General features: G+C 71.2%; 24 protein-coding genes. 11 read left to right on the top strand and 13 right to left on the bottom strand.

Annotation, left to right across the window (positions count from 1 at the left end; genetic code table 11):
- Positions 1-18: 18 nt before the first annotated feature.
- Positions 19-468: a DUF6098 family protein gene (locus ACFVYN_RS04180; RefSeq protein WP_389992174.1), complete on the top strand. Its 450-nt coding sequence runs from the start codon at positions 19-21 to the stop codon at positions 466-468.
- A gap of 375 nt (positions 469-843) precedes the next feature.
- Here the strand turns inward: ACFVYN_RS04180 and ACFVYN_RS04185 are convergent, their stop codons facing one another.
- Together ACFVYN_RS04185 and ACFVYN_RS04190 are read right to left on the bottom strand one after the other, a co-directional pair.
- The gene (locus ACFVYN_RS04185) at positions 844-1098 is read right to left on the bottom strand and encodes a WhiB family transcriptional regulator (RefSeq protein WP_389992177.1); all 255 of its coding nucleotides are present in this window, start codon (positions 1096-1098) and stop codon (positions 844-846) included.
- Positions 1099-1208: 110 nt separating this feature from the next.
- Positions 1209-2429 (bottom strand): saccharopine dehydrogenase family protein, encoded by a 1221-nt coding sequence (locus ACFVYN_RS04190; RefSeq protein WP_389992180.1) that lies wholly within the window; start codon positions 2427-2429, stop codon positions 1209-1211.
- Positions 2430-2549: 120 nt separating this feature from the next.
- On the opposite strand from ACFVYN_RS04190, the gene ACFVYN_RS04195 reads away from it, so the two are divergent.
- Entirely contained in the window at positions 2550-3284 is a 735-nt protein-coding gene (locus ACFVYN_RS04195) for a TetR/AcrR family transcriptional regulator (RefSeq protein WP_389992183.1), read from the top strand.
- Here the strand turns inward: ACFVYN_RS04195 and ACFVYN_RS04200 are convergent.
- Positions 3267-4169 (bottom strand): LysR family transcriptional regulator ArgP, encoded by a 903-nt coding sequence (locus tag ACFVYN_RS04200; RefSeq protein ID WP_389992185.1) that lies wholly within the window; start codon positions 4167-4169, stop codon positions 3267-3269. The genes ACFVYN_RS04195 and ACFVYN_RS04200 overlap by 18 nt on opposite strands.
- A 69-nt stretch (positions 4170-4238) precedes the next feature.
- On the opposite strand from ACFVYN_RS04200, the gene ACFVYN_RS04205 reads away from it, so the two are divergent.
- Together ACFVYN_RS04205 and ACFVYN_RS04210 are read left to right on the top strand one after the other, a co-directional pair.
- A complete protein-coding gene (locus tag ACFVYN_RS04205) occupies positions 4239-4856 on the top strand; it encodes a LysE/ArgO family amino acid transporter (protein ID WP_389992188.1) in 618 nt (205 codons plus the stop codon).
- 96 nt (positions 4857-4952) lie between these two features.
- Positions 4953-6251, top strand: a complete 1299-nt coding sequence (locus tag ACFVYN_RS04210) for an MFS transporter (protein ID WP_389992191.1) — start codon at positions 4953-4955, stop codon at positions 6249-6251.
- A gap of 3 nt (positions 6252-6254) precedes the next feature.
- On the opposite strand, the gene ACFVYN_RS04215 is transcribed toward ACFVYN_RS04210, so the two are convergent.
- On the bottom strand, positions 6255-6710 hold the full coding sequence (locus ACFVYN_RS04215; protein WP_389992194.1) for a cyclic nucleotide-binding domain-containing protein: 456 nt from the start codon (positions 6708-6710) through the stop codon (positions 6255-6257).
- Positions 6711-7303: 593 nt separating this feature from the next.
- Positions 7304-7513 carry a hypothetical protein gene (locus tag ACFVYN_RS04220; protein ID WP_389992197.1) on the bottom strand — a complete coding sequence of 70 codons (210 nt, stop codon included), beginning with the start codon at positions 7511-7513 and terminating at the stop codon, positions 7304-7306.
- 217 nt (positions 7514-7730) lie between these two features.
- Between ACFVYN_RS04220 and ACFVYN_RS04225 the strand changes: the two genes are divergently transcribed.
- The 5 genes from ACFVYN_RS04225 (at position 7731) to ACFVYN_RS04245 (ending at position 10828) form a co-directional block, all read left to right on the top strand.
- Positions 7731-8174, top strand: a complete 444-nt coding sequence (locus ACFVYN_RS04225; RefSeq protein WP_389992200.1) for an ATP-binding protein — start codon at positions 7731-7733, stop codon at positions 8172-8174.
- A gap of 204 nt (positions 8175-8378) precedes the next feature.
- Positions 8379-9236: a SigB/SigF/SigG family RNA polymerase sigma factor gene (locus ACFVYN_RS04230; protein WP_389992202.1), complete on the top strand. Its 858-nt coding sequence runs from the start codon at positions 8379-8381 to the stop codon at positions 9234-9236.
- A 21-nt stretch (positions 9237-9257) separates the two neighbouring features.
- Complete coding sequence (locus ACFVYN_RS04235) at positions 9258-9476, top strand: DUF5133 domain-containing protein (protein WP_389992205.1); 219 nt, start codon at positions 9258-9260, stop codon at positions 9474-9476.
- A 55-nt stretch (positions 9477-9531) separates the two neighbouring features.
- Entirely contained in the window at positions 9532-10365 is an 834-nt protein-coding gene (locus tag ACFVYN_RS04240) for a DUF1206 domain-containing protein (RefSeq protein ID WP_389992208.1), read from the top strand.
- Positions 10366-10393: 28 nt separating this feature from the next.
- Positions 10394-10828 (top strand): hypothetical protein, encoded by a 435-nt coding sequence (locus tag ACFVYN_RS04245; RefSeq protein ID WP_389992211.1) that lies wholly within the window; start codon positions 10394-10396, stop codon positions 10826-10828.
- A gap of 8 nt (positions 10829-10836) precedes the next feature.
- Here ACFVYN_RS04245 and ACFVYN_RS04250 read toward each other — a convergent pair whose 3' ends face one another.
- Positions 10837-13068, bottom strand: coding sequence for an FUSC family protein (locus tag ACFVYN_RS04250; RefSeq protein ID WP_389992213.1), 2232 nt, complete (start codon positions 13066-13068; stop codon positions 10837-10839).
- Positions 13069-13231: 163 nt separating this feature from the next.
- Complete coding sequence (locus tag ACFVYN_RS04255; protein WP_389992216.1) at positions 13232-14599, bottom strand: NAD(P)/FAD-dependent oxidoreductase; 1368 nt, start codon at positions 14597-14599, stop codon at positions 13232-13234.
- 280 nt (positions 14600-14879) lie between these two features.
- On the opposite strand from ACFVYN_RS04255, the gene ACFVYN_RS04260 reads away from it, so the two are divergent.
- Positions 14880-15239: a PRC-barrel domain containing protein gene (locus tag ACFVYN_RS04260; protein ID WP_389992219.1), complete on the top strand. Its 360-nt coding sequence runs from the start codon at positions 14880-14882 to the stop codon at positions 15237-15239.
- A gap of 15 nt (positions 15240-15254) precedes the next feature.
- Here the strand turns inward: ACFVYN_RS04260 and ACFVYN_RS04265 are convergent, their stop codons facing one another.
- Both ACFVYN_RS04265 and ACFVYN_RS04270 read right to left on the bottom strand, forming a co-directional pair.
- Positions 15255-15659 carry an ATP-binding protein gene (locus ACFVYN_RS04265; RefSeq protein WP_389992262.1) on the bottom strand — a complete coding sequence of 135 codons (405 nt, stop codon included), beginning with the start codon at positions 15657-15659 and terminating at the stop codon, positions 15255-15257.
- Positions 15660-15810: 151 nt separating this feature from the next.
- The gene (locus tag ACFVYN_RS04270) at positions 15811-17715 is read right to left on the bottom strand and encodes an AMP-dependent synthetase/ligase (RefSeq protein ID WP_389992222.1); all 1905 of its coding nucleotides are present in this window, start codon (positions 17713-17715) and stop codon (positions 15811-15813) included.
- A 152-nt stretch (positions 17716-17867) separates the two neighbouring features.
- Between ACFVYN_RS04270 and ACFVYN_RS04275 the strand changes: the two genes are divergently transcribed.
- On the top strand, positions 17868-18101 hold the full coding sequence (locus tag ACFVYN_RS04275; RefSeq protein ID WP_389992225.1) for a DUF6480 family protein: 234 nt from the start codon (positions 17868-17870) through the stop codon (positions 18099-18101).
- Between the two features lie 4 nt (positions 18102-18105).
- Here ACFVYN_RS04275 and ACFVYN_RS04280 read toward each other — a convergent pair whose 3' ends face one another.
- The 4 genes from ACFVYN_RS04280 to treS form a co-directional block, all read right to left on the bottom strand.
- The gene (locus ACFVYN_RS04280) at positions 18106-19194 is read right to left on the bottom strand and encodes a glutamate--cysteine ligase (RefSeq protein WP_389992227.1); all 1089 of its coding nucleotides are present in this window, start codon (positions 19192-19194) and stop codon (positions 18106-18108) included.
- 104 nt (positions 19195-19298) lie between these two features.
- Positions 19299-21506: a 1,4-alpha-glucan branching enzyme gene (glgB, locus tag ACFVYN_RS04285; RefSeq protein WP_389992229.1), complete on the bottom strand. Its 2208-nt coding sequence runs from the start codon at positions 21504-21506 to the stop codon at positions 19299-19301.
- 3 nt (positions 21507-21509) lie between these two features.
- Positions 21510-22871, bottom strand: a complete 1362-nt coding sequence (locus tag ACFVYN_RS04290) for a maltokinase (protein WP_389992232.1) — start codon at positions 22869-22871, stop codon at positions 21510-21512.
- 26 nt (positions 22872-22897) lie between these two features.
- Positions 22898-24300 (bottom strand): maltose alpha-D-glucosyltransferase (treS, locus tag ACFVYN_RS04295; protein ID WP_389992234.1); only part of this gene is annotated, 1403 nt, incomplete at its 5' end.

Genomic DNA, 24300 nt, shown 5'->3' on the forward strand with positions numbered 1-24300 from the left:
AGAAAGGGAGGTCGGGTCATGACCGTGTCGGACGGGATGCCGGTGGTGCGGACGCTGGCTGAGCTCGCAGCCCTGACCGAACGGCACGAGCGCCTGTACGTCCGATGGTCGCGCGGTCCCGAGGTGGATCTGACCCGCGGGTCCAGCACCGACGAACTCACCGGCCTGTCCCTGCCGGGACTGTCGGCGAACCCACTCGACGTCGAGGACTGGTGGCAGGGGCGGCCGGTGCAGCTGTGGGTGGCCCGGCGGTTGTTCGACTACTCGCATCTGCCGCACGAGAAAGGCCCCGGCGTACGCCCCTGGGTCCTCCAAGGGCGTGAGCGGGGCCGGGGGCCGGACAACGAGCCGCTCGTCGCGGACGTGCGCCCGATGTGCTGGATCGACCTCCAGGTGATCGACGAGGCACGGGCCGCGGTGGACCGCCAGGAGAACCCCTGGGGCCCACTGCGCCGCACGGGCCACTGAACGGACCCGGTGTTCGGCCTGTGCGCCGACCGAGCTCGGGGCCCGGTGGCCTGGTCTCCGACCTGCGCGTCGACCGGGCCGGGTCACCCGCCTTTGTGCCGGCCGGGCCCGGTGGTTCGCCTTTGAGTTGACCGGTCCTGGTTGGTGGACCGGTGCGTTGACCGGGCCCGGTCAACGGCCTTTGCACTGGCCGGGGCAGGTCGTTCGCCTGCGCGTTGACCGGGCCCGGTCGCCGGCCTTCGTGCTGACCGTTCCCGGTGGTTGGCCTATGCCCTGATCGGGTCCGGTGGTCCGCCCGTGCGTCGACCGGGCCCGGCGGACGCGGTCTTGCGTCTGCCGAGCCCGGTCGGTGGACCCGCGCTGAAACGGACCCGATCAGCCCGACCTTCTCCGCGCGGCGGCCGCGCGCCGGGCGAGCGATCGGCGTTCGGTCTCACTGGTGCCGCCCCAGACGCCGATGCCCTGCCCCGTGTCCAGGGCCCACTGAAGACACTGCTCCTGGACGGGGCAGCGCCGGCAGACCGCCTTGGCCTGTTCCGTCTGGACCAGTGCGGGGCCCGTGGTGCCGATCGGGAAGAAGAGGTCCGGGTCCTCGCGGCGGCACGCGGCATGGGTTCGCCAGTTGTCCATCAAAAGTCACCTGCGATCGAAGTCGTACGTGCCCTCGTGCATGCATTACTCGCTTTCGGGTGACCTGTCGATGCGCGGTGAAACAACCGAGTCCCGTGGGACGCGCCCGGTCACTGCTCCCGGACGCCCCACGGAGAGCCGTACGCGGTCAGCAGATCCAGGAAGGGACGGGCCGGGAACGCCTCCGGACCGAGGACACCTGCGCCGGTCCAGGCGCCGGTGGCGAGGAGTTCGAGGGCGACGACCGGGTTCACGGCGGTCTGCCACACCACGGCCTGACAGCCGTACTCCGCCATGGACCACTGGTTGTCGACCACGTGGTAGAGGTACACCTCGCGCGGCGCCCCGTCCTTGACGCCCTTCACCCAGGTGCCCGCACAGGTCTTGCCGTGCATCCGGTCGCCCAGGGTCGCCGGGTCGGGCAGGCAGGCGGCCACGACGTCCCGCGGCGAGACCGCGACCGGGCCCGCGGGACCCGGCACGGTCACCGGCTCGGTGCGGTCAAGGCCCAGCAGGTGCAGTGTCCTCAGCGTCTCGACGAACTCGCGGCCCAGGCCGTACTTGAAGGTGACCCGGCGGGCGCCGACCCAGCGGGGGACGAGCAGCACCTCCTCGTGCTCCACGTTTACGCACTCGACCGGGCCGATGCCCTCGGGGAAGTCGAAGACCTCCGGCTCGCTGAAGGGCTCCGTCGTGAACCAGCCGCGATCGGTCTCGTAGACCACGGGAGGGTTGAGGCACTCCTCGATGGTGGTCCAGATGCTGAAGGAGGGCGCGAAGCCGTAACCGTCGACGGTGAGGTTCGCGCCGTCGCGGACACCGATCTCCTCGATCTCGTCGAAGAGTTCGTCGGCCGCGTACCGGGCGAACACGTCCGACAGACCCGGCTCCACGCCCATGCCGACCAGTGCCAGCGCGCCCGCCTTCTCCCACTCCTCGGCCTGCGCGAACTGCTCGTCGCCGAGCTTGACCCCGCACTCCTCGTACGGCCGCTCGGGATGCGGACGGGACAGGGACATCGCCATGTCGACATAGGTCGCCCCGGCGGGGCGCGCCGCCCGGAACAGGGGCATCACGAACCGCGGGTCGGTGGCGTTGAGGAGGACGTCGCAGGCGTGCCGTTCCAGCAGGGCGGTCACGGCCGACTCGTCGCTCGCGTCCACGCGCTCGGCACGGAACCGGTCGGACCGGTCGCCGAGCGCGGTCACCGCGGCCTCGGCGCGGGCCGGGTCGTAGTCGGCGACGACCATGGCGTCGAAGAAGGGCCGCCGGGCGGCGATCCGGGTGATGGCGGTGCCGACGCCCCCGGCGCCCACGAGCAGTACACGCATGACAAACACTTCCTGACGGGTCGAGATCGCAGATGCGGGGCCCCTGGCGGAGATACAACGCCGCGCCTTCGCATAAGGTCAATGGCGTTGGCATAAGGGCAGCAGTGCCAGGAGGTCGCCGTGCCGAAGCCCGTGGTCCCCGAGGACAAGCGCCGTCGGCGCAGGCCCACCAGGAGCGGGACCGTGCTGTCCGAGGGGCTGATCGTCGACACGGCGCTGCGCATGCTCCGCGAACACGGCAGCGCCGGTCTCACCGCCCGCCGCCTGGGCCTGGCCCTGGACGCCGACCCGAGCACGCTCTACCGCTACTTCCGTGGCATGGACGACCTGACGCTGGCCATCGGCGACGCCCTGATCGGCCAGGCACTGGAGGGCTGGGCGCCGACGGGGGAGTGGCGGCGCGATCTGCGCGAGGTGGGCCTTCGCATCCACGGGGTGTACGTCGCCCATCCCCAGGCCGCCGTGCTGACCACCAGCAGGGTCACCGGCCGGGCCAACGAATTGGCCGCGGACGAGGCGGTCCTGGACATCCTGCGCGGGGCGGGCTTCCCGCTCGCGGACACCGTGCGGATCTACCACGCCTTCATCGACCAGACGCTGGCCTTCGCGGCCCTGGACGCGGCGTCCCTGGCCCTCCCGAGCGCGGCGCTGGACGCAGATGAGTCCATGTGGCGCTCGACCTACGCGCGCCTGCCCGCCGACAGGTATCCGAGGATCGCGGAGGCGGCACAGCTGCTGGCGGCCCGCATGGTCACCAGCGCGTATCCGACGGCGCTGGACATGCTCCTGGACAGTGCGGAGCGGCAGAGTGGCAGTACCCCTGAGGGGGCGGCAGTGTCATCGGAGCGTTTCTGAAGCGGTCGCCGTCACGGCATCGGCCAACGCGGCCAGGGCCGGCGAGTCGAGCTTCCACTGCTGCCAGTACAGCGGAACGTCGACGGGCCGGTCCGGCGCCAGCGAGACCAGGCGCCCGGTCCGCAGCAGCGGATCCGCCTGTACCTCCGGCACCATCCCCCATCCGAGTCCCAGCGCGACCGACTCCACGAACCCCTCCGACGTGGGCACCGCGTGCCGTATCCGGCTCGCCCCGCCCCGGCCGAGCTCCCGCAGGAACCCGTCCTGGATGTCGTCACTCCGGTCGAACGTCACTACCGGCGCGTCCGCCAGCCGGTTCGCCAGCCCCTCCCGCGACGACCCACCGAGACAGCGCTCGACGAACTCCGGGCCCGCCGCCGCCAGATACCGCATACGCCCCAGTGCCCGCACGGAGCATCCCGCCACGGCCTCGGGAGAAGACGTGACCGCCGCCATCGCCAGTCCCTCCCGCAGCAGCTCCGCCGTACGGGTCTCGTCCTCGCGCCGGAGCTCGAAGCACAGCCGATCCCGCTCCGGAACGCGCGCGAGCGCTCCCAGGAACCAGGTCGCCAGGGAATCCGCGTTCACCGCGACCGACACCCGGGTCACCTCCCCCTCGCCCGGCATGCCCAGCTCGGCGAGCGCGTCCCGCTCGAGGCGGGCCAGCTGGCGGGCGAACCGCACCACGACCTCACCCGACTCGGTCGGCCGCACCGGCTTGGTGCGCACCAGCAGCACCCGTCCCGTGCGCTGCTCCAGCGCCTTCACCCGCTGGCTCACCGCCGACGGCGTCACATGCAGAGCGGCCGCCGCAGCGTCGAAGGTGCCCTCGTCGACCACCGCGAGCAGCGTCCGGACCTGATCCAGAGGAAGTTCGGTCATCATCACGACAACTTATGATACGTAAGAATCTTTAGCTGTACGCGCGGTGATCGTCTCCGTACCGTCGAAGTCATGCCCGCTTCTCTGTCCGCCGCCGCCGCAGGTTTCGGCACCGGCCTCTCGCTCATCGTCGCCATCGGCGCCCAGAACGCCTTCGTGCTGCGCCAGGGGATCCGCCGCGACGCGGTCCTCGCCGTCGTCGGCATCTGCGCCCTGTCCGACGCCCTCCTCATCGCTCTCGGCGTCGGCGGTGTCGGCGCCGTCGTGGTCGCCTGGCCGGGCGCGCTGACCCTGGTCGGCTGGATCGGCGGCGGTTTCCTGCTCTGCTACGGCGCCCTCGCCGCCCGCCGGGTCCTGAGGCCGGGGCAGTCGGGCCTGCGGGCCGAGGGCGAGGCCACGGGCTCACGGAGGGGGGCGGTGCTGACCTGTCTGGCGATGACCTGGCTCAACCCGCACGTCTACCTCGACACCGTGTTCCTGCTCGGTTCCGTGGCCGCCGACCGTGGACCGCTGCGCTGGACCTTCGGGCTCGGGGCCGTGATCGCCAGCCTGTGCTGGTTCGCCGCGCTCGGCTTCGGGGCCCGGCTCCTGAGCCGCTTCCTCGCCAGGCCGACCGCCTGGCGGATGCTCGACGGACTGGTCGCCACGACGATGATCGCCCTGGGCGTCACGCTCGTGGCCGGAGCGTGAAGTCCACGACCTGGGACATGACATCCCGAACGCCTGTACGGTGCTGCGATAGTGAACCCTGGATCCAGTTAGATGTAACGAGCAACCAGGAAGCGCGTGGACACCGGCGAGAGCAGCACCGAACCCAGGACACCGGCCCCGGACGAGCCGCCGCCACCCTGGCGCGGCTGGCGTCGCTGGGCGATGGACACCCGTCCGCTGCGCATCCCGGCCTACCGCCGGCTCTGGAGTTCGACCATCGTCACGGCCGTCGGCAGCCAGCTCACCGCCGTCGCGGTGCCCAAGCAGATCTACGACATCACCGGCTCCTCGGCCTGGGTCGGCGCCGCGAGCATGGCCGGACTGCTGCCGCTGATCGTGTTCGCGCTGTGGGGCGGCGCGGTCGCCGACACCATGGACCGCCGCAAGCTGCTCCTGATCACCAACAGCGGCATCGCCGTCACCTCGGTCCTGTTCTGGCTCCAGGCCGTCAGCGGGCTCGACTCGGTGGCGGCCCTGATGGTCCTGCTCGCGGTCCAGCAGGCGTTCTGGGGCCTCAACTCCCCTGCCCGCAACGCCTCCATCGCCCGTCTGGTGCCCAAGGACCAGCTACCCGCGGCCAACGCCCTCGGCTCGACCGTCATGCAGACCGGCCAGGTGATGGGCCCGCTGCTCGCGGGTGTCCTGATCCCGGTGATCGGCCTGCCGGAGCTGTATCTCATCGACGCCCTGGCGCTGTGCGTCACGGTGTGGGCGGTGTACCGGCTGCCCTCCCTGCCACCGCTCGCGAGTGCCGTGGCACGCCGGGCGGGCGTGCGCGAGATCGTCGAGGGCTTCCGGTACATCTCCGCGCACAAGGTGCTGCTGCTGTCCTTCCTCGCGGACATCATCGCCATGGTCTTCGGGATGCCCCGGGCCCTGTTCCCGCAGCTCGCCTCCGAGACCTACGCCCCGTACGGCGAAGGGCTCGCGCTGGGTCTGCTGTTCGCGGCCATCCCCATCGGGGCGGTGGTCGGCGGGCTGTTCTCCGGCACGTTCTCGCGGGTGCGCCGACACGGCTGGATGGTCATCGGCGCGGTCGTCGCCTGGGGCGTGGCCATCACCGGGTTCGGGCTGAGCGGGAGTCTGTGGCTCGCCGTGGTGTTCCTGGCCGTGGCCGGAATCGCCGACATGGTCTCGATGGTCTTCCGCGGGGCGATCCTGCTCTCCGCCGCCACCGACGAGATGCGCGGCCGGATGCAGGGCGTCTTCACCGTCGTCGTCGCGGGCGGCCCCCGCCTCGCCGACGTCCTGCACGGCAGTGCCGGCTCGGTCTTCGGCGCCCGCACCGCGGTGGCCGGCGGCGGTGTCCTGGTCGTCGCCGTCATGCTGCTGCTGGCCTTCGCCGTGCCGGCACTGCGCCGCTACCGCGTCTGAGACCTACAGGCCGCTCCGACGGTGGGAGCCGTACTGCTCCATCAGCTTGCCCCGGGTCGTCTCCAGGCGGTGGGCGAGGATCTCGGCGACGGTGCGGACCAGGATCATGCCCAGCTGCCGGTCCTCCTCGCACAGCCGGAGCACCGCCGCCGCGTCGAACTCGTGGGCCCGCACGGGACTGAAGGCCTCGGCGCCGAAGTCCCACCGGTACGGCGGGAACAGCCAGGACCAGCCGAGCAGGTCGCCCGAGCCGAGTGTGGCGACGGTGACCCGGTGGTGGCTGGTCACCTGCTGGGTCAGCGAGACCGCTCCGGAGCGGATGACCCAGAAGCGGTCGGCCGTACCGCCCGCCTCGAAGATGTGGAAATCCTCGGGGAAGGAGACCTCCTTGGCGAGCGTCATCAGGCTCTGGCGCTGCGGCTGCGGTAGTGCGGTCAGCAGTTTTATCGCTTTGGTCATGACGCGGGGCTCCTCGCCGGCGATGGATTCCGGTGTTGTGCCTACGCCCATTTCAGCGGCTGCGGCCGTCCGGGGCACCTCGGCGGAGGTGACGATCCGCGCCGGGCATGAAAAAGCCCTGGCTGGACGGGGGAGACCAGCCAGGGCAGACAGAGGTGGAGTCGGAGGACGGTCCGTCGACCCCGTCACCACGTATGAATGAACGGTAAACCATCCAGGGAGATTTGGCGCAATCGGATCCGGGGCGCGTGACCCGTTTCACTCGACGGACCCGCCGACGACCCTGATCATTTTCAGCTCGGCGTCGGCGTCGGCGGCGTCGGGCAGGTTTCATGCCCGCGGGCAGCCCCGTTGGCAGACACGCCGGTACGGGCTCGGCCAGCAGCTCACCGGGCAGCACGGATCGGCATGGGTGAGCTCGGGACCGGGGAGGCCGGCAGCGGTTCGAGGTCGGCGGTCAGGCCGGGCCCGAAGAAGCCGCCACGGTCGTTGACGTGCATCCCGCCGCTCTCCTCGATCGCGGCATGGGCCCGGCCCGCGAGCTCCAGCGCCCCGCCCGTCGACTCCTTCCGCCCCGGCCGTCTGCCCGACGGTCAGCGGCTGCCCGGCCTGAGCACCTCGTCCAGCACCCGGGTCACCGCCTCGTAGGCCAGGGTGCGTACGGCGGCGTCCCGGGCGCCCTCCGGATCGGAGGGCTCCAGCTCGTCGCTCCGCGCCCGCCAGGTCTGCTCCTCCTCCGCCGCGCAGGCCCGGGCGCGCTGGATTCGGCGCAGCAGTTCATCTGAGTCCACGACATCCGTCATGCAGATCGCGTACCCCCGGAACGCGATCGAATGGCCTAATGCCCCGCCCGAAAGGGGGAGGTTTGGCCCGGCGTGCAGAGGTCAGCCGATTAATGGAGGCCTACGGAGGGCGCGCACCGCACATCGCGGTCACCGTGTCCGTGGGTCCGACCGGGCCCGGCTTCTGCTTCACCGACCTGAGAACCCCCCACTCGATCCACTGATCAGGAGCCACGTCATGTGCGACGAGCACAGGACCGAAGCCGCCCCCGAACTCTCTGTCGCCCGTCCCCGCGTTCGGCCCAGGCCGCACCGGCCCGCCGAGGCACGCCAGGCAGTCGAGCGGGCCGTGTCCGAACGCTGCCGTGCCACCCACACCCCCTGTGACGCCCAGGCGCTCTCGGACGCGCTGCTCGTGACCTCGGAACTCACCACCAACGCCATCCTGCACGGTGGCGGCATCACCGACTTCCGCGTCACCGTCGAGGGCCGGGGCGTGTCCGTCTCGGTCAGCGACCGCAGCGCCGCCCTGCCCGTCGCCAAGGCGCCCGTGGACCCGCAGGGCAGGTGGCATCCCGGCGGCCACGGCTGGCCGATCGTATGCCGACTGGCCCGTGACGTCCGCGTCACCGACCTGCCCACGGGCGGGAAGTGCATCACCGCCGTGGTGCCCCTGAGCTGATCCGGCACCCCTGGGGAAGCCGCCGGAAAACGGAGTTTCACTGACGCAGTTTGGGACCCATACAGCAGGGCAGACGCAGTTTCGTGCTTCGGACCGGAGGCGCGCCAGCGGGAGCTGCATGGCTGCTGCGGGCCCCATTCGGCGGTCCCGGCATCCTTCCTCCCGCGGTCAGTCCCTGAACCCGTTCTTCAGGAGCGAATCCGCATGCTCACCGACACGTCGACCAGCCGTCCCACCACTCAGGACCGCCCCACCGCCGCCGGCAGGCGGCGGCACGACGACGCCCCCGACACCATGGCCCTCTTCGCCCGGCTGGCCGGGCTGGAAGAAGGCCCCGAGCGTGATGCCCTGCGTGACGAACTCGTCACCGCCTGGCTGCCCATGGCTCACCGCATCGCGGGCCGGTTCCGCGACCGCGGCGAGTCGATCGAGGACCTGCGCCAGGTCGCCGCCCTCGGGCTCGTGAAGGCCATCGACCGGTTCGAACCCGAACGCGGGGCCTTCGAGAGCTACGCCGTGCCCACCATCACCGGTGAGGTCAAGCGCCACTTCCGTGACCGTATGTGGGCCCTGCGGGTGCCCCGCCGCGTGCAGGAACTGCGCAACAAGGTGCGGGTGGCCCGACGCGAACTCACCCAGAACCCCGGTTCCCCCGAACCGACGCCCGCCGACCTCGCCGCCCACACCGGCCTGACCGAGGAAGAGGTCACCACCGGCCTGGAAGCCCTCGAAAGCTTCAGCACCCTGTCCCTGGACGCCGAACTCTCGGCCGGCGACGACGGCTACAGCCTCGCCGACACCCTGGGCGGCCCCGACGCCTCGTACGACGTCGTGGTCGACCGCGAGTCCGCCAAGGAGGGTCTGCGCCGGCTGCCCGAGCGCGAGCGCGCCATTCTCTACATGCGGTTCTTCGAGGACATGACACAGAGCCGCATCGCCGACCAGCTCGGCATCTCGCAGATGCACGTCTCCCGGCTCATCAGCCGCAGCTGCGCCCGCGTGCGCGACGAGGCGCTGGCCGACCGTGCGAGGCGGCAGGCCGACGGACCGGCCGAGGCCTGAGAGCACGGAGGAGAGAACCGGATGCTGATCCCCAACCCGACGTTTTTGCGGCAACTCGTACACGAGTACGAGTTGCTGCACGCCGAGGAGTCCGCGAACGCGGCCGAACCGGGCCCACGTGCCCGGGACCTCGCCTACACGCTCTGCGTATCCACCGGCACGCGGGACGTGCGGCTGGCCCTGGAGACGGCTCACCGTCTGCTCGCGGCCATGTCCGAACCCGCGCGACTGGCCGACTGACCGCATCCCGTGTGACCGCCCGACAGGACGGCATCCGGACTTCCAGGAGACCGACATGACCACCAGCTCCACGGCAACGACCGGCCGGATCCAGGCCAGACGCGCGGCGCGCGGCTCCGTCACGGAGGGCGCCGCCCGCGCGGGATTCACCGCCCGCGGAGTGATCTACCTGCTGGTCGGTGTACTGGCGCTGCAGATCGCCTTCGGCGACGGCAAGCGCCAGGCCGACCGCGGCGGCGCCCTCGCCGCCCTCGCCGACAAGCCCTTCGGCTCCGTCGTCCTGTGGGCGCTGGGCATCGGGCTCGTCGGCATGGCCCTGTGGCGACTGTCCGAGGTGGTGTTCGGCGCGGTCGGACCCGACGGTGGCAAAGCCACGAAACGGCTGCTGTCGGCGGCCCGCTGCGTCTTCTACTCCTTCGTCGCCTACTCCGTGCTGTCCTTCACCGTCGGTTCCGGCAGCGGCGGATCGAGCGACAAGCAGTCCAAGGACGTCACCGCGCGGGCCCTGGAGTGGCCCGGCGGGCAGTGGCTGGTGGGCATCGCGGGCGTCGGCGTGGCGATAGCCGGTGTGTGGATCGCCGCGCAGGCGCTGCGCAGGTCCTTCCACGACAAGCTCAAGCTCGGCCAGATGAGCGCGCGGACCAGGAAGCTGGTCGACGTGACGGGTATCGGGGGCGGAGTGGCGCGTGGCGTGGTGTTCACCGCGGCGGGGGCGTTCGCCGTCCGTGCCGCGGTCGACTACCAGCCCGACAAGGCAAAGGGCCTCGACGACACGCTCCGTTCGTTCGCCGGCACCCCGCTGGGACCGTGGCTGCTCGTGCTGGTCGCCATCGGGCTGGTGCTGTTCGGGATGTTCTCGTTCGCGATGGCCCGCTGGCGGCGGGTCTGAGCGGCCGCACACGGGGAACCCGGAGCGCATGAACGAACCCGAGCTTCCGTCCGACGGCAGGCCCGTGGACGTCTACCTGAATCTGTTGCGCATCCGTATGGCCTCGGAGGACTACGAGCTGCTGCTCGACGTGGTCCGTCCGGTGCTGAGGGCGATCGACGAGCATCAGTTGCCCGCCCTGGACTTCGCGCTCGAGGACAGCCGGCAGGACGGGCTGCCCCAGGAGATCCGCGACGAGGCCGCCCTGGTCATCGCCACTGCGGTGACCGGCCGCATGGACAACAAGGTGATCGAACTCCATGTCGACGACAGTGCAGGCCCGGTCCGGGTGGTCACCGACGCGGACACGGCCTCCGACCCGGTCCGCCTCGGTGAGATCGCCGACTACATCCGCGAACGCCGACGGCTCGACGACGAGCTGCGCGGCATCGCCGAGGTGAGCGGTCTGCCCACGGACCTCTGAGCGCGGCCTTATCGTCGGGGCGCCGCGACCGGCACGTTCAGCGGCCGGGCCAGGCCCACCAGGGTCTCGTCCAGCCGCTGGACGTGCCGCAGCACGCGGTCGGTGATCCGGCCGAAGCGCGGGGTGCCGGGGACCTCGGTCTCCAGCAGGGACGCGATGCTGGGCCCGGTCTCGACCCGGGCGGTGGAGCGCTCGTCGGCGACATGCGCGGCGATGGCCGCGATGTTCTCCCCGATGCGCCCGCCGGCCCGGCGCAGCCGGGGATCCGCCGCGATCGACGGGTGCGTCGGCAGCAGTTCGGCCGTGGCCGCCAGCGAGCGTGCGTGGTACGCGCAGGTCTCCAGGAGCGCCACGACATAGCGGACGGTGTCGCGCCGGGCCCGCAGCGGCGTGATCGGGTGGGTGAGGGGCCGGGTGGCCGCCCGCAGGTCGGCCAGCGCCTGGTCCAGGTCGCGCGCCTTGTCGAGCAGGTCGGTGGGGGAGCCCCCGCTGAGCTGCTCCACCGCGGCCTCGGTGACCTCGTCGAGCCGCTCCAGGACGGTGACCAGCAGTTCGTTGGTACGGCGGTCCGTGCGCACCGGCAGGACGAACGCCGCCGCGATCACCCCGCAGGCCGCGCCGAGCGCGGTCTCCTCCACGCGCAGCACCAGCACCGAGAGGCTGTAGGTGTGCAGCAGCGTGTAGAGCAGCCCCAGCGCCGCGGTGACGAAGAAGGACATCAGGGTGTAGGAGAGCGGCGCGGTGTAGAACATCGCGAACACCAGGACCAGGACCAGGGCGAACGCCGACCAGGTGTGCTGTCCGACCGCCCCCGCCAGCACGATTCCGGCGACCACGCCGAGGACGGTACCCACCAGCCGGCGGTAGCCCTTGACCAGGATCTCGCCCGTGGACGCGGTGTTGATGAAGACGATCCAGCAGGTCAGCACGGCCCAGTACCAGCGCTGACTGGACAGGAACTCCCCGCCGACGATGGCCAGCGAGGACCCCACGGCGACCTGCACCGCGGCCCGGGTCGTGGGCCGCCTGAGTCCCGTGAGCTCCTCCTGCGTCCCGCCGTCCTCCTCGCCGGCGTCGATGACGGCGTCCTCGGCGTCCAGCTCCTCGCGCGAGCGGGCCGTCGCGGGGGAGTCGTCGGACTCGTCCTGCGGGCCGTCCAGGGCGATCCTGAGACCCAGGACCGCGCGGGCGGCCTCGCCGATGCCCCGGAAGACGTCCTGGACTGCGGGCGGCGCGGGCGGCAGGTTGTCCTCCTCGCGGTAGCCGAGCAGCCGGTTGCGGACCTGGGCCAGGGCAGTGCTGGACCGGGCGGCGGCCGGGCGCAGCACCAGCAGCCGCAGCGCCTCCAGATCCCGGCGCACTCTGGCCATCGCCTCGTCCCGGCCGGGCGTCCGGTCCGCCCGCGGGGCCGGCGCACCCGGCAGGTGCAGAGTGAGGGTGTCCGCGCGCTCGGAGCTGCGGGCGCTCAGCAGCAACAGCCCGAGCCGCTCGGCGGTGATCTCGGCGTCCGCGACCCGCCGCTGCACGAGCCGCGCCGCTGCCGCGTCGGAGGTCCCCTCCTCCAGCCGCCCCTGGATCATCAGCGCGGTCTCGTGCAGCCGCGCGGTGCCCTCGCGTACGTCCTTCAGCGCCTCGTCGATCTCCTCGGGCCCGGCGTCCAGGAGCTGGAGCTGTGCGGAGACCAGCTGGGCCAGCCGGACCCGGAAAGCCTCCCGCAGACGTTCGAGGAGGCCCGCTGGGGTCTCCGGTACCAGCAGGAAGCGTGCCGCCGCGCTGCACAGGAAGGCGACACCGAGGACGCCGTACAGCGTGGGCAGGCCGGAGACGGTGGCGCCGACGAACAGGGACACGAAGTAGACCTGGAAGCCGATCAGGCCGAGCGTGGTGCCCCGCTCGCCGAAGCGGCGGCCGTAGACGGCGCAGAAGATCAGCGCGACGAAGAAGAGGTCACCGGCCAGCACCCGGGAGCTCAGCAGCGCGCCCAGTGACATCGAGGCCACGGCCACCGGGAGGCCCAGGGCGAGGGTCACGGCCTGCTGGGCGCGCTGCTTCTCCCGGACGGCGAAGGTCGCGACCATCGCCGCGATGGCGCCCGCCACCAGGTGCGGGACGCTCACCCCCAGCAGCCCGAGCACGGCCAGCGTGAGCGCGATCGCCACCACCGTGCGCAGACCCGCGGCCAGCCGGAGCAGCCCCGGGTCCGATGCCGAAACCCGATCGCGCAGCCTCGCTGTGTTCACTCCGCCGTACTCACTCCCGTGTCACGTCATGATCCGTTCCAGCATGGCACGGCGGGGTGGATCACTCGCCCTCGGCCTCCGGGGAGGAACGCTGTGCTGTCCCTCCTGTGACCGTCGGCCGGCGGGAAGCCGGCCGGCGATCCGGAGTGATCCGCGGTACGCCCTACGGCTCCAGTCGCGGTGTCCCCTCGACCTGCTCCCTGACCTGTTCCGGGGTCAGGTACGCGTCGGTGTACTCGAAGTCCTTCAGTTTGGCCGGCTTGCGGGCCTGGAAGCCGGTGCGGACGAAATCGTCGCCCGCGAGGGCGTTGAGCGTCCAGTTCGTCGCCACGCGGACCTTGGCCACGTTGGTGCGCAGCGCCATCCAGTGGTAGCCGCGGGCGGCGAACTGGGCGGGCAGGCCGCGCAGTTCGATGCCGAGCGGCTTGGAGACGGCGTCCTTGCCGCCGAGGTCGACGACGAGGCCGAGGTCCTTGTGGACGTACGGCTTGAGCGCCTGGCCCCGCAGCGTGGCGATGACGTTGTCGGCGACCACCTTGCCCTGGCGCATGGCGTGCTGTGCCGTGGGCGGGCAGATGGCGCTGTCGTCGTCCTTGGCCTTGTCGGGCACGGCCGCCGAGTCGCCGAGCGCGAAGACACCGTCCTGTCCCGGCAGGGTCATCTCGGCGGTGACCGCGAGCCGTCCGCGAATCGTTTCGGCGCCGAGCGTCGCGATGAGCGGACTGGCGACCACCCCGGCCGTCCAGATCAGGGTCCGGGTCGGGACCACCCGGCCGTCGGTGAAGGTGACCTCCTCGGGGCCCGCCTTCGCGATGGACACCCCCAGCGACACCTCGATGCCGCGCCGGCGCAGGATCTCCTGCGCACTGCGGCCCAGCTTGTCGCCCAGCTCCGGCATCAGCTTCGGGGCGACGTCGATCAGATGCCACTTGATCAGCGACGGGTCGATGCGCGGGTAGCGCTTGACCGCCGCGTGGGTCAGCTTCTGCAGACAGGCGGCGGTCTCGGTGCCGGCGTATCCGCCGCCGACGACCACGAACTGCAGCCGGGCCGCCCGCTCGGCCGGGTCCTGGCTGGCGTCCGCGAGGTCGAGCTGGGAGATGACGTGGTCGCGGATGTAGGCGGCCTCGGCGAGGGTCTTCATGCCGAAGGCGTGCTCGGTGAGACCCGGGATGTCGAAGGTGCGGGTGATGCTGCCGGGAGCCAGCACGATGTAGTCGTACGGCTCGTTGATGAGCTCGTCGGTGATGGTGCGGATCACGCAGACCTTGGACTTGAGGTCCACGCCGATCGCGCCGCCCGGGATGATCCGGGTGCGGTACTTCTTGCTGCGGCGCAGGGAGACGGCGATCGACTGGGGCGTCAGCACGCCGGAGGCGACCTGGGGCAGCAGGGGGAGATAGAGCTGGTAGGCGAACGGCGTCACCAGAGTGACGTCGGCTTCGTCCGGGGAGAGTTTCCGTTCCAGCCGGCGAACGCATTCGACTCCGGCGAAGCCGGCGCCAACCACCAGGATCCTGGGTCGTGTCACGGTGTTTCATCCCTTTCTGCGGCTCCAGGCGGTTCTGCCTCGAACGCCCTTCGTGTGCCCGTGCGGGCGCGACGAATGCGTCGAGGACCACCATGCCCGCCCGCGCCCGAAAGTGCACCGGGAGAAAGGTGAAGGAGGTGCGCGGACCGGACGCGGGGAAACCGCTTGTGAGGATGCCCGTAGCCGAATGCGTGTGCGGCAGAAGGGTATTGGGGTGCTGAGGGGCCCGCTCGCAGTGGAGAGCCGGGGTCCGTGCAGCGCTCGGGAAGGAAGGAGCAGCGTGACCACCGACAGAATCTGGTCGTACGCGCCGGACAGCGGTTACGTCGAGGGACAGGACCTGACGGGCTTCAGCGTCGTCGCGAGCGACGGCGCGATCGGACACGTGGACCGGCAGGCCGCCCCCGACGGCATGGCACACCTCGTCGTCGACACCGGTGTCTGGATCTTCGGCCGCAGCGTCCTGGTCCCGGTCGGTGTCGTCACCCGCGTCGACACCCAGGACCGGCGGGTCACCCTGGCCTGCACCGAGTCGGAGGTGAAGGCGGCCCCCCGCTTCCGCACCGACAGCGAGACCAGGGACCGTGAGTACCTCGCGGCGGTCGGCACCTACTATCTGGGGCTCACGGCCACCGCCTGACCGGACCGGGGCGCATCACCACGGCAGGAAGACGTGCACGTCCTTGCCGCGCTCGTCCGTCACCACACTGACCTGGTCGCACAGCGCGTGGACCAGATGCCATCCGATGCCGCCGCCCCCCGTGCGCGGATCGAAGGAACGGGGGGCCGGAGGCGTCGGGTTGGTGTCGCGCAGCGTCACATGCACGCCGTCGAAGGTGCGGCGCAGACGCAGCACGAAGGGGCCGGGGGCGTACTGGACGGCGTTGGCGGCGAGTTCGGTGACCACCAGCAGGATGTCGTCCCAGTGCTCGGGAGTCGCCGGTGGCACGCTCTGGCCGAGGTCGCCCAGGAATTCCTCAGCGGCGAGCCGCGCACCCGTCACGCAATGCGGCTCGCCCGCGAAACGGGTGGTGCGGCTCGGAATCGCCTCGGAAGTCAGTGTCTCGTCCCAATGCGGCTCGGTGCCGTGCCGCTCTCACGACCCGGCGTCAGCGGATTTTCGTACTCTCTCATGTCGCCACTGAGCCGTGTTCCCGAGGGCGGGCCGCCCAATCGTCCTCACCTCGGGGAACGCGGGCGACGGCGAGGTTTCACCGGAACACGTCGTCCGCGTCGTCCCAGTTCAGCAAGTCCTCCGTCGGGCCGCGCCGGGCGCTCGCCGAACGGGCCTGGTACATCGCGTCGATCTCCATCGCGTACCGGCGCACGATCTCGTCCCGGCGCAGCTTCATCGACGGTGTCAGCAGGCCGTTGGCCAGGTCGAACGGCTCCGACAACACCCGGAAGACCCGGATCGACTCCGAGCGCGAGACCGTGCTGTTGGCGGCGGCCACGGCCCGCGCGATCTCCTCCCGCAGCGCGTTCTCCTCCCGGGCCTCGCGCGCCGAGGGGTCCTGCTGGTCCACCAGGACCCGTCGCCAGTGGGCCAGGAACACCGGGTCCAGGGTGAGCAGGGCGCCCACGCAGGGGCGGTTGTCACCGACGACCACTGCCTGGTCGATCAGCGGGTGCATCCTCAGCCGGTGCTCCAGGGCGGCCGGAGCCACACTCTTGCCGCTGGTCGTGACGATGATGTCCTTCTTGCGGCCGGTGATCGTCAGATAGCCGTCGGCGTCCAGCCGCCCGAGGTCCCCGGTGGCCAGCCAGCCGCCGTACAGCGCGGCCCGTGTCGCGGCCTCGTCGTTGACATAGCCCTGGAAGACCGACGGCCCGCGCACCAGGATCTCCCCGTCGTCCGCCACCCGCAGATCCAAGCCCGGCAGGGGCCGGCCCACGGTCCCGGACTTCTCCCGGCCCAGCGGCTGCATGGTGATCCCGCCGCAGGTCTCCGTGAGGCCGTATCCGTCGTGGACGTAGAGGCCGATGCCCTCGTAGAAAAGGGAGAGCTCACGGTTGAGGGTGGAGCCGCCCGAGGTGGCCCGGCGGGCCCGGCCGCCCAGCGCGGCCCGCAGCCTGCGGTACACCGTCCGCTCGTACAGGGCGTGTTGGAGCCGCAGGTCGAACCCCGGGCCGGGGCCCTCGCCCAGCCGCTGGCGCTCGCAGGCCAGGGCGAAGTCCCGTGCCGTGTCGGCGGCCCGCTCGAACAGGGCGCCGCGGCCCGACTGCTGGGAGGCGCGCAGGAAGTTCTTGTAGATCTTCTCGAAGACCGAGGGGACGGCGTAGAAGTAGGTGGGGCGGAAGGACTGCAGGGCGGCCGCCAGGGCCTCTTCGCTCAGGTCGGGCTCGTGGGCCATGAGCAGACCGCCGCGGATGCACACGCCCTGGATCATGAGGCCGTACACATGGGAGAAGGGCAGGAAGGCGAGGACGGACGGCTGCTCTCCCGGGGGGGCCGTGATGTGGCGCCAGCCTTCGAGGAGGATGTCGACCGGGCTCGCGAGGCCGCGGTGGCTGAGGGCGCAGCCCAGCGGGCGGCCCGTGGTGCCGGAGGTGTAGGCGACGACCGCCGTGGAGTCCGGCAGCACGATACGGCGCAGCGACTCGACCGTGGCGAGCGGGATCATCCGGCCCCGCTCCGTCAGGTCCTGAAGCGCGTCCGCGTCCAGCTGCCAGACGTGGCGCAGCCGGGGCAGCGAGGCGCACACCGAGCCGACCGTCATGACCGCCTGCTCGTCCTCCACGACCACGGCCACACAGCCGGTGTCGCGCAGGATCCACTCGACCTGTTCGCGGGAGGACGTCGGATAGATCGGTACGACCTCGGCGCCGACCGTCCACAGCGCGTAGCTGAGAACCGTCCACTCGTAGCGGGTGCGCGCCATGACGGCCACCCGGTGGCCGGGCGAGATCCCGGAGGCGACCAGTCCCTTGGCGAGGTCGACCACCTCGTCCCGCAGTTCCACGGCCGTGACCTCCTGCCAGCGTCCCGTAGAGCCCTCGGGACGGCGGGCGAGCACCGGCAGGGTGGGGTCGAGCTCCGCCCGCTCGAACACGCTGTCGGCCAGACCGCCGCTGGAGCGCGAGATGGTCCGGGGAGCGAGGGCGAAGTCGCGCATGCGCTGCTCCTGACGTGTACGGGCTGTGACTGCGTGGACGAGTTCGGTCATCCGCGGTGCTCGAATCTAGCCCAGGCGCGAGCGAGTGGTACCTGGAATACGGAAGTAAGCGGTCACCCGTGATCTCGTCGAGATCGGGGCACTCGGACCGCATGAGTCACGTGAACCCCGATCCCGAACCCGAGCGCACCACCGGACTGGAACCGGGCGGCGGCGTACCGCCGGGCGAGACCCCGCCCGCCGAGAGCAGCATGCCCGAGGCCGGCCCGCGGGAGACGCACAACCCGACCAGGGGCTGGGCCAAGGGGCCGCTGGCCCTGATCCTGCTCCTGGTCGTCCTCGTCGCCGCGTTCTTCCTGGTGTACGCGATCGTCCTGGCCCTGTGAGGAGCTATGACTGAGTCAGTCGCACGCACTCGGTGACCACGCTCCGCAGGCTCCCGGTGCGCTCCAGCAGTTCACGCTGCACGCGGGCGCCGTTGCCGTGCCGCAGCAGTTCGGCGCAGGACTCCCGCGCCCGGTCCAGGTCCCCGCTGTCGGCGAGCGCGTCCTCGACATGCTCCAGCAGGGCTCGTACGACCGTCTCGGCGGGCATGCGGTGCATCGTCGCGGGGTGGAGCAGCTCCTCGGTGAGGCCGGAGCGCGCGGCCCGCCAGGCCGCCAGGCGCAGCAGACTCACACTGTGCGTCACCGGCTCCTTGCCCGCCCGCCACTCGCGCGCGGCCGTCTCCACCAACCCGCGGGCGAGGGTCGCGAGGAGCGCGGCGGTGTCCGCCTGCAGACAGACGTCCGAGACCCGGATCTCCACCGTCGGGTAGGTCCGGGACAGCCGGGCGTCGAAGTAGATCATTCCCTCGTCCAGGATGACGCCGGTCGCCACCATGTCCGCGACCCGCCGGTGATAGCGCTCCGCCGAGCGGAACGGCTCGGTCGGACCGGCCGAGGGCCAGCGCTGCCACACCCGGCTGCGGTAACTGCTGTAACCGGTGTCCTTGCCCTGCCAGAAGGGCGAGTTGGCGCTCAGCGCGGCCAGTACGGTCAGCCAGGGCTGGATCCGGTCGACGACGGCGACGGCCTCTTCGTCCGACTCCACGGACACATGGACATGACAGCCCATGACGAGCTGCTCCTGGGTGGCGATGCCGTACTGCTCCGCCATCCACTGATAGCGGCGGCCGACGCCCACCGAGGGGCTGACGGGCAGCGGCGAGGTGGCGAGGGAGACCACGGCACACCCGCTGTCGCCGGCGAGCCGAGCGGCCTCCTTGCGGCAGCGCACGATCTCCGCGCGCAGTTCGTCCATGCCCGACTGCGGGTGGGTGGCGAACTCCAGCATCTGGTTGTGCAGTTCCTTCTCGAAGACGTCCTGGTCCGGGCCGTCCTGCGCGGCCCGCGCGAGTACGGCCGCGGACAGCGCCTGCGGCTCGCCGGTCTCGGGGTCGACCAGGAGGAGTTCCTCCTCCACTCCGACGGTGCGCACGTGAATACAGCCCCTTCTGTGGCCCTCGGCGACGAGGATGCTCGTTCTGTACGACCCCGACTGCCCGTTCGGGCCGGTCGGACACCTCCGCGTCGCCTGCGGACTCAGCCGGGCACTGGGACCAGCCACACCGTCGCGAGCGGCGGCAGGGTGAGCCGCAGCGCCCCGTCCTCCGCCTTGACCGGATCCCGCCGCACGACGTCGCCGCCGCCGTACCGAGCGGCGTCGGTGTTGAGGGACTCCTGCCACAGGGGCAGACCCTCGGGGACGGTGAGGCGGTAGTCCTCGCGCACGACGGGGGAGAGGTTGGAGACCGCGAGCAGCGGGCCGCCCGCCGCGTCGAACCTCAGGAAGGCGAAGACGTTGTCCTCGGCCGCGTCCCCGACCACCCACCGGAAGCCGCCGGGGTCGGTGTCGCGCTCCCACAGGGCAGGGGTGGCGCGGTAGACGGTGTTCAGATCGCGCACGAGGTCGCGCACGCCCCGGTGGTCGGCCTCGGCCGCGTACCCGGGGTCGAGCAGCCACCAGTCGGGGCCGTGGGCCTCGGACCACTCGGCGCCCTGGGCGAACTCCTGGCCCATGAAGAGGAGTTGCTTGCCGGGGTGCGCCCACATGAAGCCGAGATAGGCGCGGTGGTTGGCGCGCTGCTGCCACCAGTCGCCCGGCATCTTGGACACCAGCGCCTGCTTGCCGTGGACGACCTCGTCGTGGGAGATCGGCAGGACGTAGTTCTCGCTGTACGCGTACACCATCGAGAAGGTCATCTCGTTGTGGTGGTACTTGCGGTGCACCGGCTCATGGCTGATGTAGCCGAGGGAGTCGTGCATCCAGCCCATGTTCCACTTCAGGCCGAAACCCAGGCCCCCGCTGTCCGTGGGGCGGGTCACGCCGTCCCAGGCCGTGGACTCCTCGGCGATCGTGACGACACCCGGCGCCCGGCGGTACACGGTCGCGTTCATCTCCTGGAGGAAGGCGACCGCGTCGAGATCCTCCCGCCCCCCGAACACGTTCGGGCTCCACTGGCCGGAGTCGCGCGAGTAGTCCAGGTAGAGCATCGAGGCGACCGCGTCGACCCGCAGGCCGTCGATGTGGAACTCCTCGCACCAGTACACGGCGTTGGCGACCAGGAAGTTGCGCACCTCGACGCGCCCGAAGTCGAACTCGTACGTCCCCCAGTCCGGATGCTCGGCCCGCCGGGAGTCTCCCGGCTCGTACAGCGGGTCCCCGTCGAAGCGGGCCAGCGCCCAGTCGTCCTTCGGGAAGTGGGCCGGCACCCAGTCCATGATCACGCCGATGCCGGCCCGGTGGAGGGCGTCGATCAGGTACTTGAAGTCGTCGGGCGTGCCGAGCCGGGAGGTCGGCGCGTAGAAGCCGGTGACCTGGTAGCCCCAGGAGCCGCTGAAGGGGTGCTGCGCGACCGGCATCAGCTCGACATGAGTGAAGCCCAGGTCCCTGACGTATGACGGCAGCTCGTCGGCCAGTTGCCGGTACGTCAGCCCTGGGCGCCACGACGGGAGATGGACCTCGTAGACCGAGAACGGCGCCACGTGCACGGGCGTGTCCCCGCGGTGGGCCATCCAGTCGTGGTCGCCCCACTCGTAGCGCGAGGAGGTCACGATGGACGCCGTGTCGGGCGGCACCTCCGAGCGGCGGGCCATCGGGTCGGCCTTGAGGAACCGGTCGCCGTGGCGTGAGGTGATCTCGAACTTGTAGCGGGTGCCCTCGCCGATCCCCGGCAGGAACAGCTCCCACACGCCGGACGCGCCGAGCGAGCGCATCGGGAACTGCTGTCCGTCCCAGAAGGTGAACTCCCCGGCCACCCGGACGCCCTGGGCGTTGGGCGCCCAGACCGTGAAGCGGGTGCCGGTCACCCCCTCGTGGGTCATCGGCTCGGCGCCGAGGGCCTTCCAGAGCTGTTCGTGGCGGCCCTCGCGGATGAGATGGAGGTCGGTCTCGCCGAGTGCGGGCAGGAAGCGGTAGGGGTCGTGCACCTCCTGTTCGCCGTCCGCGTACGCCACCAGCAGGGTGTAGTCGGGGATCGCGTCGAGGGGCAGCAGACCGGAGAAGAGGCCGTCGCCCTCCGAGGCCAGCCGTCTGCGCTCGCCGTCGATCACGACGCTCACCGCACGGGCGAAGGGGCGCAGCGCCCGGAAGACGACCCCGCCCGCGACCGGGTGAGCGCCGAGCAGCGCGTGCGGGTCGTGGTGGGCGCCGGCCAGCAGCCGGCCCCGGTCCGCGGGGTCGAGCGCGGGGGCCGGGGCACAGGGCGCCGGTCCGGACGGCTCGGGCAGCGAGATGTCCTTCAGAGCCACGGCTCAGTCTCCTCTCACGGCGAGGCGTTCGATCGCCGCCATGGGCACGGGCAGCCAGTCCGGCCGGTGTCGTGCTTCGTACAGGACCTCGTAGACGGCCCGGTCGGTCTCGTAGGCGCGCAGCAGGCCGTGTTTCTTGCGCGGATCCCACCCGGCGAGGGCGGCATAGCCCCCGCAGAAGGCCTCCCGGCAGCGGCGCGCCCACTCCGGGCGCCAGGGTCGGCGCTGCCGGGCCGCGTAGTCGAAGGAGCGCAGCATCCCCGCGATGTCCCGCACCGGGGACTGGGCGGTGCACCGGTCGGCGAGCGGGCGCGACGGCTCGCCCTCGAAGTCGATGACGAACCACTCGCGGCCCGCCCGCAGCACCTGCCCCAGGTGCAGGTCACCGTGGACGCGCTGCGCGGGCGGCCCGGAGTCGCAGGTGGCGAGTGCCCCGAACGCGCCGCGCAGGCCGGGGACGAACGGCCGCAGCGCCGGCACGCTGTGCGCGGCGGAGTCCAGGCGTTCGGTCATCGCGGCCGCCGTCGCGCCGTTGTCGTCGTGGCCGCTGCCGGGGAAGGCGGCGGCCAGCGCGAGGTGCACCTCCGCCATGGCCCGCCCCAGCTCGTGCGCCTGCACGGTGAAGTCGTCGCCCGCGGCGAGCGCCTGGAGCGCCAGTGCCCAGCCGTCGGACGCGTCGCGCAGATACGGCTGGAGCACGCCGAGCGTGGCCTCCTGCGGATGCGTGGTCCGGAACCAGGCGACCGGCGCCGGCACCCGACGGCAGCCCTGTCCGGCCAGCGCGACCGGCACCTCCAGGTCGGGATTGACCCCGGGCTGGATGCGGCGGAAGACCTTCAGGATGAACTCGTCGCCGTACACCAGTGAGGAGTTCGACTGCTCGGCCTCCAGCAGCCGTGGCGGGAGCCCGGCGGGCACCGGCACCGAGGGGGCGCGCTCGAAGCACAGCGGGCCGGCCGTCCCGGGATGCCGCAGCCGCTCCAGCAGCAGCTGTGCCGAGCGCGGGTCGTGCAGGGCGTCGTACACCGTCAGACCGGCCAGGGGGCCCTGCTCCGCACGGCCGATGAGGGCGCGGCCGAGGCGCGGCGAGAGGTGTTTGCGCACGCCGAGCAGCAACTGGTAGCAGTCACCGGCCGGGGCTCCGCCGCCTGGTGCGGGCACCCCGCCGTGACCGGTGTGGACCAGCAGATGCAGACAGCCTGGAAACAGCTCGGTCATCGACAGCAGACCGAGCTCGCTCACGGGCCGGTCCTTGCCCGCGAACCAGCGCTGCCGCGGCAGCCATTGGCGCAGCAGTTCACCGAGCGAGGCCATGAGATCGGGCGCGGGCGCGGGTCTCGGGCTGAGGGGTGCGGTCTTCGGCATGGTGACGCGTCCTTTCGTCGGCACGCTCAAAGGCGTCGGCCGATGCGGGATGCGACTCGGGAGAGCCGGAACCAGTAGAAGCCGTGCCCGCCGAGGGTCAGCAGATACGGCAGTTCACCGATGGCCGGGAAGCGCACCCCGCCGAACAGCTCGACCGGGTGCCGGCCGTCGAACTCGCGCAGATCCAGCTCTGTGGGCTGCGCGAACCGGGAGAAGTTGTTCACGCACAGGACCAGGTCGTCCTCGTACTCGCGAAGGAAGGCCAGCACCGCGGGGTTGGAGGACTGCAGTTCGGTGAAGGTGCCGAGGCCGAACGCCGGGTTCTGCTTGCGGATCTCGATCATCCGGCGGGTCCAGTGCAGGAGGGAGGACGGCGAGGCCATCGACGCCTCGACGTTGGTGACCTGGTGCCCGTAGACCGGGTCCATGATGATCGGCAGGTTGAGCCGGCCCGGATCGGCCGCGGAGAAGCCCGCGTTGCGGTCGGGGGTCCACTGCATCGGGGTGCGTACGGCGTCCCGGTCGCCGAGCCAGATGTTGTCGCCCATGCCGATCTCGTCGCCGTAGTAGAGGATCGGCGAGCCGGGCAGGGACAGCAGCAGGGCGGTGAACAGCTCGATGGTGTCCCGGTCGTTGTCGAGCAGGGGCGCCAGGCGCCGCCGGATGCCGATGTTGGCGCGCATCCGCGGGTCCTTGGCGTACTCGGCCCACATGTAGTCGCGTTCCTCGTCGGTGACCATTTCCAGGGTCAGCTCGTCGTGGTTGCGCAGGAAGATGCCCCACTGGCAGTTCGACGGGATGGCCGGGGTCTTGGCGAGGATCTCCGAGACCGGGTAACGCGATTCACGGCGGACCGCCATGAAGATGCGCGGCATGACCGGGAAGTGGAACGCCATGTGGCATTCGTCGCCGCCGGCCTGGTAGTCGCCGAAGTAGTCGACCACGTCCTCCGGCCACTGGTTCGCCTCCGCGAGGAGGACCGTGTCCGGGTACATCGCGTCGATCTCCTTGCGCACCCGCTTCAGGAACTGGTGCGTGGCGGGCAGGTTCTCGCAGTTGGTGCCCTCGGCCGCGTAGAGATAGGGGACCGCGTCGAGGCGGAAGCCGTCGATGCCGAGGTCGAGCCAGAACTTCAGCGCGGCCAGGATCTCCTCCTGCACGGCCGGGTTCTCGTAGTTGAGGTCCGGCTGGTGGGAGAAGAAGCGGTGGAAGTAGTACTGGCCGCGGACCGGGTCGTGGGTCCAGTTGGAGGCCTCGGTGTCGACGAAGATGATCCGCGCGTCCTGGTACTGCTTGTCGTCGTCGGCCCACATGTAGTAGTCGCCGTAGGGGCCGTCGGGGTCCTTGCGGGACTCCTGGAACCACGGGTGCTGGTCGCTGGTGTGGTTCATGACGAAGTCGATGATGACCCGCATGCCGCGCTGGTGGG

This window comes from Streptomyces sp. NPDC058307, from assembly GCF_042880295.1.
Lineage (GTDB): Bacteria > Actinomycetota > Actinomycetes > Streptomycetales > Streptomycetaceae > Streptomyces.

What these genes read in the sequence shown, in the direction of transcription:
- ACFVYN_RS04290 (WP_389992232.1), bottom strand. Translation starts at nt 22,871, where the DNA reads ATGCCGAAGACCGCACCCCTCAGCCCGAGACCCGCGCCCGCGCCCGAT.
- ACFVYN_RS04245 (WP_389992211.1), top strand. Translation starts at nt 10,394, where the DNA reads ATGAACGAACCCGAGCTTCCGTCCGACGGCAGGCCCGTGGACGTCTAC.
- ACFVYN_RS04180 (WP_389992174.1), top strand. Translation starts at nt 19, where the DNA reads ATGACCGTGTCGGACGGGATGCCGGTGGTGCGGACGCTGGCTGAGCTC.
- ACFVYN_RS04235 (WP_389992205.1), top strand. Translation starts at nt 9,258, where the DNA reads ATGCTGATCCCCAACCCGACGTTTTTGCGGCAACTCGTACACGAGTAC.
- ACFVYN_RS04270 (WP_389992222.1), bottom strand. Translation starts at nt 17,715, where the DNA reads ATGCGCGACTTCGCCCTCGCTCCCCGGACCATCTCGCGCTCCAGCGGC.
- ACFVYN_RS04240 (WP_389992208.1), top strand. Translation starts at nt 9,532, where the DNA reads ATGACCACCAGCTCCACGGCAACGACCGGCCGGATCCAGGCCAGACGC.
- ACFVYN_RS04205 (WP_389992188.1), top strand. Translation starts at nt 4,239, where the DNA reads ATGCCCGCTTCTCTGTCCGCCGCCGCCGCAGGTTTCGGCACCGGCCTC.
- ACFVYN_RS04275 (WP_389992225.1), top strand. Translation starts at nt 17,868, where the DNA reads ATGAGTCACGTGAACCCCGATCCCGAACCCGAGCGCACCACCGGACTG.
- ACFVYN_RS04190 (WP_389992180.1), bottom strand. Translation starts at nt 2,429, where the DNA reads ATGCGTGTACTGCTCGTGGGCGCCGGGGGCGTCGGCACCGCCATCACC.
- ACFVYN_RS04185 (WP_389992177.1), bottom strand. Translation starts at nt 1,098, where the DNA reads ATGGACAACTGGCGAACCCATGCCGCGTGCCGCCGCGAGGACCCGGAC.
- ACFVYN_RS04215 (WP_389992194.1), bottom strand. Translation starts at nt 6,710, where the DNA reads ATGACCAAAGCGATAAAACTGCTGACCGCACTACCGCAGCCGCAGCGC.
- ACFVYN_RS04220 (WP_389992197.1), bottom strand. Translation starts at nt 7,513, where the DNA reads ATGACGGATGTCGTGGACTCAGATGAACTGCTGCGCCGAATCCAGCGC.
- ACFVYN_RS04200 (WP_389992185.1), bottom strand. Translation starts at nt 4,169, where the DNA reads ATGATGACCGAACTTCCTCTGGATCAGGTCCGGACGCTGCTCGCGGTG.
- ACFVYN_RS04230 (WP_389992202.1), top strand. Translation starts at nt 8,379, where the DNA reads ATGCTCACCGACACGTCGACCAGCCGTCCCACCACTCAGGACCGCCCC.
- ACFVYN_RS04225 (WP_389992200.1), top strand. Translation starts at nt 7,731, where the DNA reads ATGTGCGACGAGCACAGGACCGAAGCCGCCCCCGAACTCTCTGTCGCC.